15 protein-coding genes, 1 tRNA gene and 1 pseudogene are annotated in these 16,753 nt (G+C 58.3%); 11 read left to right on the top strand and 6 right to left on the bottom strand.

Translation table 11 applies throughout. From position 1 onward, the window contains the following. The 3 genes from RTE01_RS05630 to yejF are packed head-to-tail and all read left to right on the top strand — an operon-like array spanning position 1 to position 3,711. Positions 1 to 1,095, top strand: a complete 1,095-nt coding sequence (locus tag RTE01_RS05630) for a microcin C ABC transporter permease YejB (protein WP_041146500.1) — start codon at positions 1 to 3, stop codon at positions 1,093 to 1,095. Continuing rightward, on the top strand, positions 1,095 to 2,120 hold the full coding sequence (locus RTE01_RS05625) for a microcin C ABC transporter permease (RefSeq protein WP_134527109.1): 1,026 nt from the start codon (positions 1,095 to 1,097) through the stop codon (positions 2,118 to 2,120). Before RTE01_RS05630 ends, RTE01_RS05625 begins: the two co-directional genes overlap by 1 nt. 1 nt (position 2,121) lies before the next feature. Continuing rightward, entirely contained in the window at positions 2,122 to 3,711 is a 1,590-nt protein-coding gene (gene yejF, locus RTE01_RS05620; RefSeq protein WP_141334780.1) for a microcin C ABC transporter ATP-binding protein YejF, read from the top strand. Between the two features lie 3 nt (positions 3,712 to 3,714). Here yejF and RTE01_RS05615 read toward each other — a convergent pair whose 3' ends face one another. The 3 genes from RTE01_RS05615 to rsuA form a co-directional block, all read right to left on the bottom strand. Beyond that, a complete protein-coding gene (locus RTE01_RS05615; protein ID WP_041147706.1) occupies positions 3,715 to 4,059 on the bottom strand; it encodes a YejG family protein in 345 nt (114 codons plus the stop codon). 330 nt (positions 4,060 to 4,389) lie between these two features. Continuing rightward, positions 4,390 to 5,586, bottom strand: a complete 1,197-nt coding sequence (locus tag RTE01_RS05605; protein WP_041146503.1) for a Bcr/CflA family multidrug efflux MFS transporter — start codon at positions 5,584 to 5,586, stop codon at positions 4,390 to 4,392. Continuing rightward, positions 5,583 to 6,302, bottom strand: coding sequence for a 16S rRNA pseudouridine(516) synthase RsuA (gene rsuA, locus RTE01_RS05600; RefSeq protein WP_141334778.1), 720 nt, complete (start codon positions 6,300 to 6,302; stop codon positions 5,583 to 5,585). The genes RTE01_RS05605 and rsuA overlap by 4 nt, the downstream gene beginning before the upstream one ends. Positions 6,303 to 6,449: 147 nt before the next feature. Here rsuA and RTE01_RS05595 point away from each other — a divergent pair, with 147 nt between their 5' ends. Together RTE01_RS05595 and rplY are read left to right on the top strand one after the other, a co-directional pair. Further along, positions 6,450 to 8,207 carry a DEAD/DEAH box helicase gene (locus RTE01_RS05595; RefSeq protein WP_141334776.1) on the top strand — a complete coding sequence of 586 codons (1,758 nt, stop codon included), beginning with the start codon at positions 6,450 to 6,452 and terminating at the stop codon, positions 8,205 to 8,207. A gap of 137 nt (positions 8,208 to 8,344) precedes the next feature. Further along, positions 8,345 to 8,629, top strand: a complete 285-nt coding sequence (gene rplY / locus RTE01_RS05590; RefSeq protein ID WP_041146506.1) for a 50S ribosomal protein L25 — start codon at positions 8,345 to 8,347, stop codon at positions 8,627 to 8,629. 57 nt (positions 8,630 to 8,686) lie between these two features. On the opposite strand, the gene RTE01_RS05585 is transcribed toward rplY, so the two are convergent. Continuing rightward, complete coding sequence (locus RTE01_RS05585) at positions 8,687 to 9,577, bottom strand: LysR family transcriptional regulator (protein ID WP_041146507.1); 891 nt, start codon at positions 9,575 to 9,577, stop codon at positions 8,687 to 8,689. A gap of 106 nt (positions 9,578 to 9,683) precedes the next feature. On the opposite strand from RTE01_RS05585, the gene RTE01_RS05580 reads away from it, so the two are divergent. Continuing rightward, positions 9,684 to 10,991: a serine hydrolase domain-containing protein gene (locus RTE01_RS05580; protein WP_134527115.1), complete on the top strand. Its 1,308-nt coding sequence runs from the start codon at positions 9,684 to 9,686 to the stop codon at positions 10,989 to 10,991. Here the strand turns inward: RTE01_RS05580 and RTE01_RS05575 are convergent. After that, positions 10,988 to 11,608 carry an NUDIX domain-containing protein gene (locus RTE01_RS05575; protein WP_134527120.1) on the bottom strand — a complete coding sequence of 207 codons (621 nt, stop codon included), beginning with the start codon at positions 11,606 to 11,608 and terminating at the stop codon, positions 10,988 to 10,990. The two genes, RTE01_RS05580 and RTE01_RS05575, sit on opposite strands and share 4 nt — an antisense overlap. 81 nt (positions 11,609 to 11,689) lie before the next feature. Between RTE01_RS05575 and RTE01_RS05570 the strand changes: the two genes are divergently transcribed. Continuing rightward, a complete protein-coding gene (locus tag RTE01_RS05570; RefSeq protein ID WP_134527122.1) occupies positions 11,690 to 12,454 on the top strand; it encodes a DeoR/GlpR family DNA-binding transcription regulator in 765 nt (254 codons plus the stop codon). A 42-nt stretch (positions 12,455 to 12,496) separates the two neighbouring features. Here RTE01_RS05570 and yejK read toward each other — a convergent pair whose 3' ends face one another. Beyond that, positions 12,497 to 13,504 (bottom strand): nucleoid-associated protein YejK, encoded by a 1,008-nt coding sequence (gene yejK / locus RTE01_RS05565; RefSeq protein ID WP_041146511.1) that lies wholly within the window; start codon positions 13,502 to 13,504, stop codon positions 12,497 to 12,499. Positions 13,505 to 13,694: 190 nt separating this feature from the next. Between yejK and RTE01_RS05560 the strand changes: the two genes are divergently transcribed. From RTE01_RS05560 to RTE01_RS26575, 4 genes and pseudogenes are all read left to right on the top strand, one after another. Next, positions 13,695 to 13,922: a YejL family protein gene (locus RTE01_RS05560; protein WP_015583825.1), complete on the top strand. Its 228-nt coding sequence runs from the start codon at positions 13,695 to 13,697 to the stop codon at positions 13,920 to 13,922. Positions 13,923 to 13,941: 19 nt separating this feature from the next. After that, positions 13,942 to 15,702 (top strand): LPS biosynthesis-modulating metalloenzyme YejM, encoded by a 1,761-nt coding sequence (gene yejM, locus RTE01_RS05555; protein ID WP_115192208.1) that lies wholly within the window; start codon positions 13,942 to 13,944, stop codon positions 15,700 to 15,702. A gap of 75 nt (positions 15,703 to 15,777) precedes the next feature. Continuing rightward, positions 15,778 to 15,854, top strand: a tRNA-Pro gene (locus tag RTE01_RS05550). An 807-nt stretch (positions 15,855 to 16,661) separates the two neighbouring features. After that, positions 16,662 to 16,748 (top strand): annotated as a pseudogene (locus tag RTE01_RS26575) (type VI secretion system tube protein Hcp); the annotation flags it as partial. Between the last annotated feature and the right edge of the window lie 5 nt (positions 16,749 to 16,753).

Here is a 16,753-nt window from a genome sequence, read left to right as displayed (position 1 = left end):
ATGGGCGCATACCTGATCCGCCGACTGCTGCTGATTATCCCTACCCTGTGGGCGATCATTACGATCAACTTTTTTATCGTCCAGATTGCCCCCGGCGGCCCGGTCGATCAGGCCATTGCCGCCGTTGAGTTCGGCAATCATGGCGGGATGCCGGGCGCGGGCGACAGCGGAATGGCCGCCAGCCACGCGCGCACCGGCGTAAGCAACGTCAGCGAGGGCCACTATCGCGGCGGGCGCGGCCTCGACCCGGAGGTCATCGCCGAGATAACCCATCGCTACGGCTTTGATAAGCCCATCCACGAGCGCTACCTGAAAATGCTCGGCGACTACCTGCGCTTTGATTTTGGCGACAGCCTGTTTCGCAGCGCCTCGGTGCTAGAGCTGATCAAAAACAGTATGCCGGTCTCCATTAGCCTCGGCCTGTGGAGTACGCTGATTATCTACCTGGTGTCGATCCCGCTGGGGATCCGTAAAGCCGTCAGCAACGGCAGCCATTTTGATATCTGGAGCAGCACGCTGATTATCATCGGCTACGCGATCCCGGCCTTCCTGTTCGCGATTCTGCTGATCGTTATTTTCGCTGGCGGCAGCTATTTTGACCTGTTCCCGCTGCGCGGGCTGGTCTCGGCTAATTTCGACAGCCTGCCGTGGTATCAGAAGATCCTCGACTACCTCTGGCACATTACGCTGCCGGTGCTGGCGACGGTGATCGGCGGCTTTGCGGCGCTCACCATGCTGACAAAAAACAGCTTTCTGGATGAGATCCGCAAGCAGTACGTGGTCACCGCCCGCGCCAAAGGGGTAAGTGAAAAGCAGATTTTGTGGCGCCACGTGTTCCGCAACGCCATGCTGCTGGTTATAGCCGGTTTCCCGGCGATGTTTATCAGCATGTTCTTTACCGGTTCGCTGCTGATCGAGGTGATGTTCTCCCTCAACGGCCTCGGGCTGCTGGGCTATGAGGCGACGGTTTCGCGCGACTATCCGGTGATGTTTGGCACATTGTATATTTTTACGCTGATTGGCCTGCTGCTTAATATCGTCAGCGATATCTGCTACACGCTGGTCGACCCGCGTATCGATTTTGAGGGCCGCTAATGTCATTTTTGAGTCCCGTCAACCAGGCCCGCTGGGTACGTTTTCGCCACAACCGTCGCGGCTACTGGTCGCTTTGGCTGTTTTTAATCCTCTTTGTCTGCAGCCTCTGCGCGGAGCTGATCGCCAACGACCGCCCGCTGCTGGTGCAGTACCGCGGCAGCCTGTACGTTCCGCTTTTAAAAGAGTATAGCGAGAAGACCTTCGGCGGCGACTTTGCCACCGCCGCCGACTATCAGGATCCGTGGCTGCAGAAGCAGCTCGAGGCTCACGGCTGGGTGCTGTGGGCGCCGGTGCGCTTCGGGGCGACGACCATCAACTTTGCGACACAATCCCCCTTCCCCTCGCCGCCGTCGTCGCAAAACTGGTTCGGCACCGACGCCAACGGCGGCGACGTGCTGGCGCGAATTCTCTACGGAACGCGGATCTCCATTCTGTTCGGCCTGCTGCTAACGCTCTTTTCCAGCGTTCTCGGCGTGCTGGCGGGCGCCATCCAGGGGTACTACGGCGGCAAAATCGACCTCTGGGGGCAGCGCTTTATTGAAGTGTGGTCGGGAATGCCGACGCTGTTTTTGATTATTCTCCTCTCCAGCGTCGTGCAGCCCGGCTTCTGGTGGCTGCTGGCGATTACCGTCCTGTTCGGCTGGATGACGCTGGTGGGCGTGGTGCGCGCCGAGTTTCTGCGCACTCGTAACTATGACTATATCCGCGCGGCGCAGGCGCTGGGCGTTAACGACCGCAGCATCATCCTGCTCCATATGCTGCCCAACGCGATGGTCGCCACCCTCACCTTCCTGCCTTTTATTCTCTGCAGCTCGATTACCACCCTGACTTCGCTGGATTTTCTTGGCTTCGGCCTGCCACTGGGCTCGCCTTCGCTGGGCGAGCTGCTGCTGCAGGGGAAAAACAACCTGCAGGCGCCGTGGCTGGGGATCGCCGCCTTTTTGTCCGTCGCGGTGCTGTTAACGCTTTTAATTTTCATTGGTGAAGCGGTTCGCGACGCCTTCGACCCGAGTAAGGCGGTATAGCATGGTGCAGCCTCTGTTAGAAATCGACAATCTCTCCATCGCCTTTCACCAGCAGGGCGAAACCCAGACCGTCGTCAGCGAACTGTCGCTGCACATTGCGGCGGGGGAAACCCTGGCGCTGGTGGGCGAATCCGGCTCCGGCAAGAGCGTTTCCGCGCTGTCGGTGCTGCGCCTGCTCCCTTCGCCGCCGGTAAGCTACCCCAGCGGCGATATCCGCTTTCACGGCCAGTCGCTGCTGCATGCCGATGAGCGAACCCTGCGCGGGGTGCGCGGCAACCGTATTGCGATGATTTTCCAGGAGCCGATGGTGTCGCTCAATCCGCTGCACACCCTGGAAAAGCAGCTCTATGAAGTGCTCTCTCTGCATCGCGGAATGCGCAAAGAAGCCGCTCGGGGAGAGATTCTCGACTGCCTGGAGCGCGTCGGCATTCGCCAGGCTCCTCGCCGGCTGGCGGACTATCCGCATCAGCTCTCCGGCGGCGAGCGCCAGCGTGTGATGATCGCCATGGCCCTGCTCACCCGCCCGGAGCTGCTGATTGCCGACGAGCCGACCACCGCGCTGGACGTCTCGGTGCAGGCGCAAATTCTGCAGCTGCTGCGGGAGCTGAAGCAGGAGCTGAACATGGGGCTGCTGTTTATCACCCATAACCTGAGCATCGTCCGCCAGCTCGCCGACCGCGTGGCGGTGATGCAAAACGGACGCTGCGTCGAGCAGAACGGCTGTCGCGCCCTTTTCTCGGCCCCTCAGCATCCCTATACCCGCCGCCTGCTGGATAGCGAACCGGCGGGGCTGCCGGTTCCGCTGGCGCCCGATGCGCCGCTGCTGCTGGCGGCGAGCGGGCTCAGCGTCGCCTTCCCGGTCCGTCGGGGACTTTTGCGCCGGGTAGTTGAGCATAATCGGGTGGTGAACGCCCTGAGCTTTCAGCTGCGCGCGGGGGAAACTCTGGGCCTGGTGGGCGAATCGGGTTCCGGCAAAAGCACCACCGGGCTGGCGCTGCTGCGCCTGATTGCCTCTGAAGGGGTTATCGCCTTTGATGGCCAGACGCTACAGGGCCGCAGCCGTCGGCAGATGCTGCCGCTACGCCGCCGGATGCAGGTCGTGTTTCAGGATCCGAACTCGTCGCTGAACCCGCGACTAAACGTTTTACAGATTATTGAGGAAGGGCTGCGCGTCCACCAGCCGACGCTTACCTCCGCCGAGCGTGAACGGGCGGTCATTCAGGTGATGCAGGAGGTGGGGCTGGATGCGCAAACGCGCCTGCGCTACCCGGCAGAGTTTTCCGGCGGCCAGCGGCAGCGTATTGCTATCGCCCGGGCGCTGATCGTTAAGCCTCAACTTATCGTGCTGGATGAACCGACCTCGTCGCTGGATAAGACCGTGCAGGCGCAAATCTTAGCCCTGCTGAAAGCTTTACAGCAAAAGCATCAGCTGGCCTATATTTTTATCAGCCACGATCTGCGCGTCGTGCGGACGCTATGCCATCAGGTGATGGTGCTGCGGCAAGGAGAGGTGGTCGAACAGGGAGAGTGTGAGCGCGTATTTACCGCTCCGCAGCAGGAGTATACCCGCCAGCTGCTGGCGCTGGGCTGACGGTCAGAACGGGTTGTTGCCGGAGAAGGGCTCGGCAATGGCTACGCCGAAATTTTTCAGACGACAGGTGGCGGCGAACTCGTCCTGCATGTTGACGAACAGGCACGGCTCCCCTTCACACTCAACGATTGAGCAATCGACTTCGATGTCGCTGAGCGCCTGGCTAAGCTTATGCATAACCGGCCACGCTTTCTCGCCGTCCGGGCTGAGTAACTTCAGCGCCACGAGGCTATTTTCGCTCTGCGCGCCGTTTTGCGGAATCGGTTCAACTCTTGAACCCGCAAAACCGGCCAGCCAGCGATAGCTTTGCGGCAGTCGGTGTACGATAGAGAGTTGCTGTGTATTCACCTGGTTTTCCCCGGAAGCAAAATGCTTCACAATAAATTTACATCAATATTAACACATTGTTGACAACTAGTCCTGTATCAGCGTGGAAAACGTTTACACCGGCGCGGCGCCGGGGTTAACCGCTTATTATCCAGAACTTTATAGTTTCGCTGCGGAACCGATCGAGGCTATATGTACCCGTTTCTGTGATCCAAAACAACTTTTTTATCGCAACATTGCGACTTTTTACACTAATTGATTTTACATAAAAGAAACAAATTGCAGAATAGCGAAGCCCGCCGCGGTTGATATGCATCAAAAAAGGGGCTGAAATAGCCCCTTAAATGAGATTCAAAGCGCGACTTTTCGCCGCCGACTGGCGTAGAGGTAGAAGAGAATGGAGCTGCTGGCGCAGAAAGCGATAGAGATCAGCATCGGCCAGGCGGTAGTAAAGGTTGCCATCGACAGCAGCGCCCCGACAATCGCGCCGATGCCGAAGCGGAAGGTTCCCGCCAGCGAAGAGGCCGTCCCGGCCATATGCGGGAACTCATCAAGAATGACCGCCATCGCGTTCGAGGAGACCATCGATACGCAGCCGATAAACGCGGCCACGCCGAACACCAGCGCCCAGAAGCCGACATCAAACAGCGCGCAGACCACCATCCACACGGCCATCGCGAACTGGATCCACAGCCCGGCGCGGAACATATTCAGCGCCCCAATCCGCCGGACAAAGCGGCTGTTAATCATGGTCATGACGAACAGGAAGGCCACGTTTAGCGCAAAGTAGTAGCCGAAGTGCTGCGGGGAAACGTGGTTAATCTTGATGTAAACAAACGGGCCGGCGCTAAGAAATGAGAACATCCCGGCAAAGCTGAAGCCGCTCGCCAGCATATAGCTCAGCACGCGCTTGTGGCGGAACAGGGTGGCAAAGTTGCCGAGGGTCGTGCGAATGTGGAACTTCTGCCGCCGCTCCGGCGGTAGGGTCTCGCTAATGAAGAACGCGATCATTGCCGAAGCCAGCAGCGCCGCCACCGCCAGGATCCAGAATATCGCATGCCAGCTGAACCACACCAGCACCGCCCCGCCCACCATCGGCGCGACCAGCGGAGCGATAGTGGTGACCAGCATCACGAATGACATCATCCGCGAAAACTCTTCTTTCGGATAAATATCGCGCATCAGGGCGTTAATCACCACGCTCGCCGCCGCCGCCGCGAGGCCGTGGAAGAAGCGCATGGTGATCAGCATTTCGATGGTCTGCGACAGCGCGCAGGCCACCGCGGCGGCAGCAAAAATCAGCGTCCCCCCGAGGATAACCGGCTTACGGCCGATGCTGTCAGCCATCGGGCCGTACAGCAGCTGGCCAAAGGCAAAGCCCAGAATATAGGTACTGAGCGTCATCTGCGCGCTGCCGTCCGGCACGTTAAACTGCGCCGAGATCACCGGCAGAGCCGGGAGATACATATCGATCGACAGCGGCATGAGCATGGCCAGCAGGCCAAGAATAAACACAATCCCCAGGGAAGAATTCTGCTTTGCCGTCACGTTTTACTCCGTGCATGCTGAATGCCAACGCTGGCAATCTCTTCTTCCGTCAGCGGGCGATACTCGCCGGGCGCCAGAGAGTCGTCCATCGCGATAGCGCCGATTCGTTCACGATGCAGGCCGACAACGTGGTTGCCCACGGCGGCAAACATCCGCTTAACCTGGTGGTAGCGCCCTTCGCTGATGGTCAGGCGGACTTCCGTCGGGGTAATCACTTCGAGAACCGCCGGCCGGGTCAGCTCGTTTTCATTATGCAGCTGAACGCCCTCGGCGAACTGCTCCGCGGTGTTTTCAGCGACCGGGTTTTCCAGCGTCACCAGATAGGTCTTTTCGCAGTGATGGCGCGGAGAGGTAATACGGTGCGACCACTGGCCGTCGTCGGTCATCAGCACCAGGCCGGTGGTGTCGATATCCAGACGCCCTGCGGCATGCAGCTTGTGCGCCACCGGCACGTCAAGAAAATAGAGCACCGTTGGGTGATCCGGATCGTCGGTAGAACAGACGTAACCCTGCGGCTTGTTAAGCATAAAGTAGCGCGGGCCGTTCTGCTGGGTAAGCGTATTACCGTCATACTCAACGTCATGCTCCGGCTGGAGCTTGAACGAAGCGTCTTTCACGATTTCACCATCCACGAGAACGCGGCTGCTGCGGATTTCACGTCCGGCAATAGCCCTACTGACGCCAAGTTGCTGAGCGATAAACTTATCAAGTCGCATGAGATTTTTTTAGCCTGTAATAATGCTGGAGCGGGCAAGCGCCCGAAAAAGAAGAAATTCATTGGCTAGTATAACGGGCTCTTAACGCCACTCAAGGGAAAAGATTCATGGCATACTATTTGCGAGTTAATTAACGCCTGTGAAGCCATGAATTTTACACTACGCCCCTACCAAAAAGAGGCGGTCGATGCCACCTTAGCCTGGTTTCGCCGCCACCATGAGCCCGCCGCTATCGTCCTGCCAACCGGGGCAGGCAAAAGCCTGGTCATTGCCGAACTGGCACGCCTGGCCCGCGGCCGCGTGCTGGTTCTGGCGCACGTCAAAGAGCTGGTGGCGCAAAACCACGCTAAGTATCTTGCCCTTGGGCTGGAAGCCGACATTTTCGCCGCAGGGCTGAAGCGCAAAGAGAGCCACGGTAAGGTGGTTTTCGGCAGCGTGCAGTCGGTTGCCCGCAATCTTGAGCAGTTCCAGGGGGAGTTTTCGCTGCTGATCGTCGATGAGTGCCACCGCATCAGCGATGACGACGATAGCCAGTACCAGCAAATTATCACCCACCTGCGGCAGGTCAATCCGCAGCTGCGCCTGCTTGGGCTCACCGCCACGCCGTTTCGCCTCGGCAAGGGCTGGATTTATCAGTTCCATTATCATGGCATGGTGCGCGGCGACGAGAAGGCGCTGTTTCGCGACTGCATCTATGAGCTGCCGCTGCGCTACATGATTAAACACGGCTATCTGACGCCGCCAGAGCGGCTCGATATGCCGGTAGTGCAGTACGATTTCAGCCGCCTTCAGGCGCAGAGCAACGGCCTGTTTAGCGAGGCCGACCTCAATCACGAGCTGAAAAAACAGCAGCGCATTACGCCGCATATCGTCAGCCAGATTGTTGAGTTTGCCCAGACGCGAAAAGGGGTGATGATTTTCGCCTCTACGGTGGAGCACGCGCGGGAAATCACCGGTCTGCTGCCCGCAGGCGAGGCCGAACTGATTACCGGCGAAACGCCGGGCCCGCAGCGCGACCGCATTATTGAATCGTTTAAAACTCAGCAATACCGCTATCTGGTCAACGTGGCGGTGCTGACCACCGGCTTTGACGCCCCGCATGTCGATCTTATCGCCATTCTGCGCCCGACCGAATCGGTGAGCCTCTATCAGCAGATCGTCGGTCGCGGCCTGCGCCTGGCGCCGGGGAAAACCGACTGCCTGATCCTCGACTATGCCGGCAACCCGCACGACCTCTACGCGCCCGAAGTCGGGACGCCTAAAGGTAAGAGCGACAACGTACCGGTGCAGGTCTTCTGCCCGGCCTGCGGTTTTGCCAATACCTTCTGGGGCAAAACCACCGCCGACGGCACGCTGATCGAACATTTTGGCCGCCGCTGTCAGGGCTGGTTTGAGGATGATGACGGCCATCGCGAGCAGTGCGACTTTCGTTTTCGCTTTAAGAACTGTCCGCAGTGTAATGCGGAGAACGATATCGCCGCCCGCCGCTGCCGCGAGTGCGACACGATCCTCGTCGATCCCGATGATATGCTGAAGGCGGCGCTGAAGCTCAAAGACGCGCTGGTGCTGCGCTGCAGCGGCATGGATCTGCAGCACGGCGCCGACGACAAAGGCCCGTGGCTGAAAATTACCTACTACGATGAAGACGGCGCCGACGTTAGCGAGCGCTTCCGCCTGCAGACGCCCGCCCAGCGCACCGCGTTTGAACAGCTGTTTATTCGCCCGCACACCCGCACGCCCGGCGTGCCGCTGCGCTGGATAACCGCCGCCGATATCCTTGCTCAGCGGGCGCTGCTGCGCCATCCAGACTTTGTCGTCGCCCGCATGAAGGGACAATACTGGCAGGTGCGGGAGAAAATGTTCGATTACCAGGGACGCTTCCGCCGGGCCAACGAACTGCGTTAATCGGCATTAAGGCTGAGGTTTTGATTGCCGTAAAAACCTCAGGCGGCTATAATGCCGCCCGCTTTTGCATTCGCAAAGCAGATCATCTGCCTGCTGCTGGGTCGCCTGTAGCAGGATTTAAATATAGAGAGACATCAATGTTTACTATCGACGCAGAAGTACGTAAAGAGCAGGGTAAGGGTGCGAGCCGCCGCCTGCGTGCAGCTAATAAATTCCCGGCCATCATTTATGGCGGCGAAGCTACTCCGGTAGCAATTGAGCTGGACCAGGACAAACTGTGGAACATTCAGGGTAAAGCTGAGTTCTACGGTGAAGTTCTGACCATCGTTCTCGATGGCAAAGAAGAGAAAGTTAAGGTTCAGGCTGTTCAGCGTCACCCGTTCAAGCCAAAACTGTCTCACATCGACTTCGTTCGCGCTTAATAGCCGATAGCAGTTGTTGTATGAAGCGCCCCGGTCCGCAAGGTCCGGGGCGTTTTGTTATGTGCTTTGCGCCCACAGAGCCGGCGCTAAATCGATAACCGTCTTCAGATCCTGGTGTTTGTTCATGCCCGGCTGCCAGAGCATCACCATCGTGACGTTCAGCCCCTGACTGCCGACCTCGGTGTCGATTTTACTCACCCCATCCCAGCGCTGCGCCTGAAGGTGATCGGCCAAAAACCCCCAGCCCTGCCCTTGCTGCATGGCGTGACGCAGCAGCGTGATTTCATTCATATACTGCGTATGGCCGGAGATCTGCAGCCGGCGGGCAATCTGATCGTCAGAACGGCGATGCATCACCAGCTGCGGTACCAGCGCCAGATTCAGCAGCGTCAGCGGCCTCGCATAGCCGGCAAACAGCCGCTCTGCGGCATAAAATCCCAGCTCAACGGTCCCCAGCGCGCGCCACTCCATCTCGCTGCCAAGGGTGCGGTTATTGGCCTGACATAGCGCCAGGTCGGCATGGCCGTCGGCCAGCGCCTGTTCGGCCTCGCGACGCGACGCGCTCCAGCAGCTCATCCGCAGCTGACGCTGCGCAAGATTATCGGCCAGCGCACAGAGAAAGCCGCGCGGCACGAAGGGATCGTACGCCACCCTCAGCTCCTGCCAGGCCGTGCCCGGCAGCGTCCGGGCAAAGGATTCAAAGGCCTGCGCCTGACGCAGCAGCAGATGCGCCTGGCGAAAAAGCTGCTCCCCCTCCGCGGTTAACGCCAGGCTGCGTCCGTGGCGCAGGAATAGCGCGTAGCCCAGCGCATCTTCCAGATAATCCAGCAGATCGCGCAGCGTCGTGCGATCTTTGCCGAGGCGAATCGCCGCCCGCGACAGCGAGCCCGTTTCGGCGACGGTGGCGAAAGCCTCAATTTGCGCAAAAGAGTACTGCAGCGTTTTCATACCATCCCATCCTTGCGGGGGAAAATCCCCCATCGGCTGATTTTAGCCTGTGGCCGACGATTTATATACTGCGCATCGGGTTGTAATGGCTAACAAGGAATTCCTGATGACAAGTATAAAAACGATCAAACCGCTGGCGCTGGCGCTGATGCTTACCGCCCTGCCCGGCGCCGCGCTGGCGCAGGCGCAGCAGACGTGCGGCGGCGTGCTGCTCGATACCTGCCCGACGCCGTTTGATAAAACGCTGCCGGCGGCTAAAGAGATGCTCACCTGGGATCGGGCCGATCGAGTGATTGGTTTTCGTAACGACTATCGTAACTATGCCGGGGACGTCTTTCACCACGGCGCCTCCGCTGCGCTCCAGCAGGCAGATAAGCCGCTGACCGACGTCAGCTATACGGTAAACGGCCACACCTGGAACCTGCAGGACTACCTGAAGCGCCAGAACGTTACCGGCTTCCTGGTACTGAAAGAGGGCAAAATTGCCTATAAATATCTCGGCGCCGGCAACAGCGATACGACCCTGTGGACCTCACGCTCGGTTGGCAAAGCGGTGGTTTCCACGCTGGTCGGTATCGCGATTCAGCAGGGAAAAATCCGCTCTTTGGATGACCTGGTGACCGATTATGAACCTGACCTTACAGGGACGGCCTGGGAGGGCGTGACGCTCCGTCAGCTGATTCAGCACACCTCCGGCGTTGAGTGGAATGAGGACTACACCAACCCGCAGTCCCACTTCGCCCGGCTGACCCAGTGCGAGGCGCAACCGGGCGCCTACGACTGCGTCAGCAAGATTGTCGCCTCCCTGAAACGCGCCCATCCGCCCGGGGAGCAGTGGTCCTACTCCTCCGGCGGGGCATGGCTGCTGGGGGATATCGTGGAGCGAGCAACCGGCATGCCCCTTGCTGCCTGGCTGGAGCAAACGCTATGGCGGCCTGGCGGCATGGCCCAGGATGGCGTGTGGCACGCCTATCAGCAAGGCAAGCACGATGTCGGCGCCCACGGCTTCAACGCCACGCTTGAAGACTGGGGACGCTTCGGTGAGTTCGTCGCCCGGGACGGACGCCTGGCCAACGGGAAAGCGCTGGTGCCTGACGGCTGGTTCGATATGGCCTCCGCCTGGACTCAGGCGCAGAAGTCGGTCTCCGCGGCGCATCCTGAGGGAGTTTACGGATTCCAGTGGTGGAATAACGCCATTCCAGCTAATGCCAAAAACGTCGAGCCGACGGCTCAGCAAGGGCTGAAGGATTCCCTGTGGGCGCTCGGCATCTATGGCCAGGTGATTATGGTCAATCGCGCTGAGCATCTGGTTATCGTCCAGTGGTCAACCTGGCCGCAGGCGGAGCCTTCGTTTAGCGCCCAGCCGCTGGAGGCCGCGCTGATGTACAGCGCCATCGCCCGCCAACTGCGCTAAACCCTATCGCTCTTTGCCCGCTCTGCGGCAAAGAGCGAGGCTGAATTAAGCGCCAGGTGCTGCAGCAGCATGATGGTTTTGGCATCCACGATCTCACCGTCGCGGATAGCCTGCAGCGCCTGCTCCAGCGGCCACTCCAGCACTTCGATATCTTCCCCCTCTTCCGCCAGCCCGCCGCCGCCGGTTTGCCGATCGTCAGGCGAATATTCGGCAATAAAAAAGTACAGCTTTTCCGTGACCGAACCGGGGCTCATGTAGGCGGTAAAAACGGGCTCGATGCGGGTCACCCGAAAGCCCGTCTCCTCCTGCGCTTCGGCGATAATTCGCTCTTCCGGGGAGGCGTTATCCAACAGTCCGGCGGCGGCCTCAATTAAAAAACCGTGGTGGCCGTTAATCCAAACCGGAAAGCGAAACTGGCGGATGAGAACCACCGTTTTTTTCTCGCGGCTGTAAAGTAGAATGACGGCACCGTTTCCGCGATCGTAGGCTTCGCGACTCTGCTCCTGCCAGCGCCCGTCACGCCGCAGCAGCTCAAAGGTATATGTTTTGAGCGTATACCAGTTATCGGATAACAGCGTTTCACGGATATTACGAACCTTTGGTGCGTCAATGTGCATGCTTTGCTCCTTATCAGGTGACAGCAGGCACCATAACATGCATAATCATGCACAAACAAGATCAATCGTGAAGGAAACCGCATGCTTGCCAGTCAACGAAAGCAGCTTATTTTGCAGATTCTCACCGCCGAGAAGCAGGTGATGTCGGGAGAGCTCAGCCAGCGCTTTGGCGTCTCGGAGGACTCCATTCGTCGCGACTTACGCGAGCTGGCGGCGGAAGGGAAGCTGCAGCGGGTTCACGGCGGCGCGCTTCCGGCTTCGGCCGCCGTTGCCCCGATAGCAACGCGCAGAAACGTGCAAATCGATTCAAAACAGGCGATTGCCCGCCGGGCGGCGGCGCTCATTCATCCAGGCCAGGTGGTTATCGTTGACGGCGGGACCACCACCACCGAGATGGTGAAGTTTCTGCCCGCCGATTTGGCCTGCACCATTGTGACCCACAGCCCCGGCATTGCCGTCGCGCTGGTCGATCGGCCGCTAATTGAGGTGATCCTGATCGGTGGCCGCTTGTTTAAACATTCTCTGGTCGCCGTCGGCGCCGCGGCGCTGGAAGGTATTGCGCGGATCAACGCCGATCTGTTTTTTATGGGCGTCACCGGAGTACATCATCATGCGGGTTTCACCACCGGGGACTATGAAGAAGCGGGCATTAAGCGGGCGCTGGCCGCGCGGGCGGCGGAAACCATCGTGATGGCGTCGCAGGAGAAGCTGAATTCGGCGTCGGCTTTTGCCATCGGCGAGCTGAGCCTTGCCGGTACGCTGGTGGTGGATAGCCCGATGGATGAGATGCTGCAGGCGCGGCTGGCACAATGCGGTATTGAAACGATCCACGCTGGCGCGCAGTAAGAGAGGAGAACGCCCCCGGCCTGAAGCCGGGAGCGTTTATCTTCAGCTGCCGCCGGACGTCCGGCGCTGGAGCTGATCGCGCAGATTCGGCGGCGTGCCCTTAATGGTTAAGGTATCCGTAGCCGGGTCCCAGAACACGCGCTCGCCGAGCAGCATGGCATCAAAGTTGATCGTCAACCCGCCGCCGCTGCCGGCAAACTTGGTGAGCTGCCGCAGAGTGCTGCGATCCGCCGGGAAGCTCTCTTCCAGCTCATACCCCTGTTCAGCGGTAAACTCCTGGAAACTCTTCTCGCTCACGCCCGCCAGCTCTTTAGAGAGCGACTCAAGCTCGATCTCTTCTCCGGACTGCAGCTGCTCGCTGCAGTAGGCGTAAACCTGCTGACGCACGTTCTGCCGCTCGGACTTATCCAGCTGCGCGTCGGCGGCAAAATCATCCACCGCCTGCAGCAGACCGCGGTTCTGCGCTTTGGCGTTCAGCCCTTCGCTGGCACCGAGGAAATCCATAAAGAAATCGGCGACTTTGCGCCCTACCCGGCCCTTCAGGAAGGTCAGATAGCGGGTGGATTCCGGGTTCGTCTCCCACTCGGTTAAATCAATGCGCGCCACGATATCGGCATGATTGATGTCCAGGTAGTGGGTGGAGCTGATATCCAGCTCTTCGTTGACGCGCATGCTGCTCAGGTTGTTCAGCACCGCCACCAGCAGATACTCAACCGCCAGATAGCGATACTGGCAAAACAGGACGATCCCACCCTCGGCGAAGGGATATTTCGCCAGCTCGTCACGCAGACGACCGGTGGCCGCGCGGCTGAACGGCAGAAAATCTTCTTCACCTTTGCGCTGCAGGCGCAGCGCCTGCGCCAGCTCGCTCTCTTCATTAAACAGGCCATAAGCCTTGTTTTTTGCGCTGTAGACACGATGCAGCTCGGCCATCATCTCCACCACCGTCGCATTCGGCTCCAGCAGCGAATCGCGCAGCACCAGCTCAAGGTTTTGTTCATCACGTTTAATTAACTGATGCAGGGCAATCTGGTCGATATCCAGACTCATGTTAAACTCTCCTTTTAGACCGGGCGGTATTCAACCACCGCCGGGACGGCGACGCAACCGGCGCGTGACTCTTCGGCTAGCAGAGACCCGCGATCCTGCGCGCTTTTGCGCCGTGGCGAAAAAATGCGGAAAAAAAGCTGCTGCTACGGTAATATGTTGCCCTTTCACGAACAAACAGATTTTGACTTTTATGCCGCAATTATCCCGCTATAGTGATGAACACGTCGAACAGCTGCTCAGCGAGCTGACCAACGTGCTGGAAACACACAAAGCCCCCGTTGACCTTTCACTGATGGTGCTAGGCAATATGGTGACCAACCTGATCAATAGTAGCGTCGCGCCGGCGCAGCGTCAGGCGATCGCCCGTTCTTTTGCCCAGGCTCTGCAGTCCTCAATCAACGACGACCCGGCGCACTAAGGATAACCAACAACTTTATATGGTGACTCTTCGTCAGCCCTACCGAGAAAAAGTCTCCCAGATGGTCAGCTGGGGGCACTGGTTCGCCCTGTTCAACATGTTGTTGGCTATGGTGCTCGGCAGCCGCTATCTTTTTGTCGCCGACTGGCCAACGACGCTTGGCGGACGCATTTTTTCGTACGTCAGCCTCGTTGGTCACTTCAGTTTCCTGGTCTTTACCAGCTACGTACTGATCCTCTTTCCGCTGACGTTTGTCGTGATATCACAGCGACTTATGCGCTTCCTGTCGGTCATTTTGGCCACCGCAGGAATGACGCTGCTGCTGATTGATAGCGAAGTTTTCACCCGCTTCCACCTGCATCTCAACCCTATTGTCTGGGAACTGGTTATCAACCCGGACCAGAACGAGATGGCGCGGGACTGGCAGCTGATGTTTATCAGCGTGCCGATTATCTTCCTGCTGGAAATGCTCTTTGCGACCTGGAGCTGGCAGAAGTTGCGCAGCCTGACGCGCCGCCGCCACTACGCGCGCCCCGTCGCCTGGCTTTTCTTTATCTCTTTTATCAGCAGCCACCTGATCTATATCTGGGCGGATGCTAATTTCTATCGTCCGATTACCATGCAGCGGGCGAACCTGCCGCTCTCCTATCCGATGACCGCGCGCCGCTTCCTTGAGAAACACGGCCTGCTGGACGCGCAGGATTACCAGCGTCGCCTGGTGGAGCAAGGCGCTCCGGAAGCCGTCTCCGTACAGTATCCGCTGAGCGATCTGCGCTATCGCGACCTCGGCGCCGGCTATAACGTGCTGCTGATTACCGTTGATAACCTGAACTACTCGCGTTTCGAGAAGAACATGCCGGAGCTTGCCGGCTTCGCTAAAGATAGCGTCAACTTTACCCAGCATATGAGCTCAGGCAACAGCACCGATAACGGTATTTTTGGCCTGTTCTACGGCATTTCACCAGGCTATATGGACGGCGTGCTGTCGGCCCGTATTCCGGCCGCGCTGATTACCGCCCTCAACCAGCAGGGCTATCAGCTGGGCCTGTTCTCTTCCGACGGCTTCAGCAGCCCGCTCTATCGCCAGGCGCTGCTGTCCGACTTCTCGCTGCCGGTAGCCAAAACCCAAAGCGATGAGCAGACGGCAAATCAGTGGATTGGCTGGCTGAATCGCTACGCTCAGGATGAAAACCGCTGGTTCTCGTGGATTTCGCTCAACGGCACCTCGCTTGACGACGGCCAGCAGCAGAACTTCGTGCGCCGCTATAGCCGCGCGGCGGGTGATGTCGATACGCAGATTGGCCGGGTGCTCAGCGCTCTTCGCGAGGCGGGCAAGCTGGATAACACGGTGGTTATCGTCACCGCCGGTCACGGCATGCCGCTTAATCCTCAGCACGGCAAGTTTGACTGGTCGAGAGATCAGCTGCAGGTTCCGCTGGTAATTCACTGGCCGGGCATTCCGGCGCAGAATATCGCGACGCTGACCGATAACAAAGACGTGATGACCACGCTGATGCAGCGCCTGCTGCACGTCTCTACCCCGGCGAACGAGTATTCGCAGGGTGAGGACCTGTTTAGCCCTGCGCGCCGCCGCGGCTGGGTCACCGCGGCGAACAGCGATACGCTGGCGGTCACCTCACCGGAAGTCACCGTGGTGTTGAACCACAACGGAACCTACAGCACCTGGAACAGCGACGGTAAGAAGATCGACAATCGCAAACCGCAGCTCAGCCTGCTGCTGCAGATCCTGACGGATGAAAAGCGCTTTATCGCTAACTGATTGATTAATTATGAATCAATTGGTCGTTCCCCGCTTGCATTCGCCAGGGGAACGGGTAATATTACCGCCACGCGTCGGCACGTAGCGCAGCCTGGTAGCGCACCGTCATGGGGTGTCGGGGGTCGGAGGTTCAAATCCTCTCGTGCCGACCAAATCACTCCGAGAAACCAGCCTTTTAAGGCTGGTTTTTTTACGCCTGCTTTTTGCGATCTCAATCCGAAATCCAGCGCCATGCACAAACAGATTTCCGGCATCGTACGCACTCCCTGAGCAGAGGCGGTGCCGATTAAAAAAGTCACCATTCACTGAGCAGCTGATTGTCTTTGTCCTAAGCAGGCTGTACTGGGTATGCCCGTGCCGGAGATCTTTCGCAAGCCAGACATCTCCGACGCCAGTTTTAACACCTGACGCAAGAATTACGGTGACATCTACTGGAGCTGAAGCACATGCGGCAACTGGAAGAGAAATCTGCGGCTGAAGGAGCTGCTTGCCACTCTTAGCCTCGACAAGTTCATGCTGCAGGACGTTGTGGAAAAAAGAGCTGACGCCGGAGCGTCTGCGCGCGTGGGTCAGGGTAAAAAAGCAGATATGACTAACTGGCTTCTGTATTTAATTCTGGGGGAACGTCAGGATAATTAAGCGCTGTTGTAACCGGAGTCGGGCATACTGAATCTATCTCTTATAGTTAAATACATAGATTAGACGCTGCTTTGATCTCTTTCTCGCCCTGAGGAAAACTTCTTTTAAAGAAAGGTATTAAACACCTATTTCAAAGCGGAGGAAATATCCTATTTTTGCATGCTTGAGATCTTCACTCATTTACTCACCCCTGCTTAGTAGGCACACTATTAAAATGGATTTTAAAACGACATAAGGAAAGAAGAACATGGCTATTCCGGGGAATATTTGGCTCTATGATGAGGGTAGAGCATTAATCAAAGGCGGCTGCGACGTGCCCGGAAGGGAAGTATGAAAAGATCGCCTGGAAAAATTGTGATGGAAACAGAGTTTTCACCGATGCCGGGAATGAGCGGCAAACAGCATAACAGGT

This window comes from Klebsiella terrigena, from assembly GCF_006539725.1.
GTDB classification, from domain to species: Bacteria; Pseudomonadota; Gammaproteobacteria; order Enterobacterales; family Enterobacteriaceae; genus Klebsiella; species Klebsiella terrigena.
Note: the sequence above shows the minus strand (reverse complement) of the source record. Positions and strands in the feature narration are given on the sequence as shown.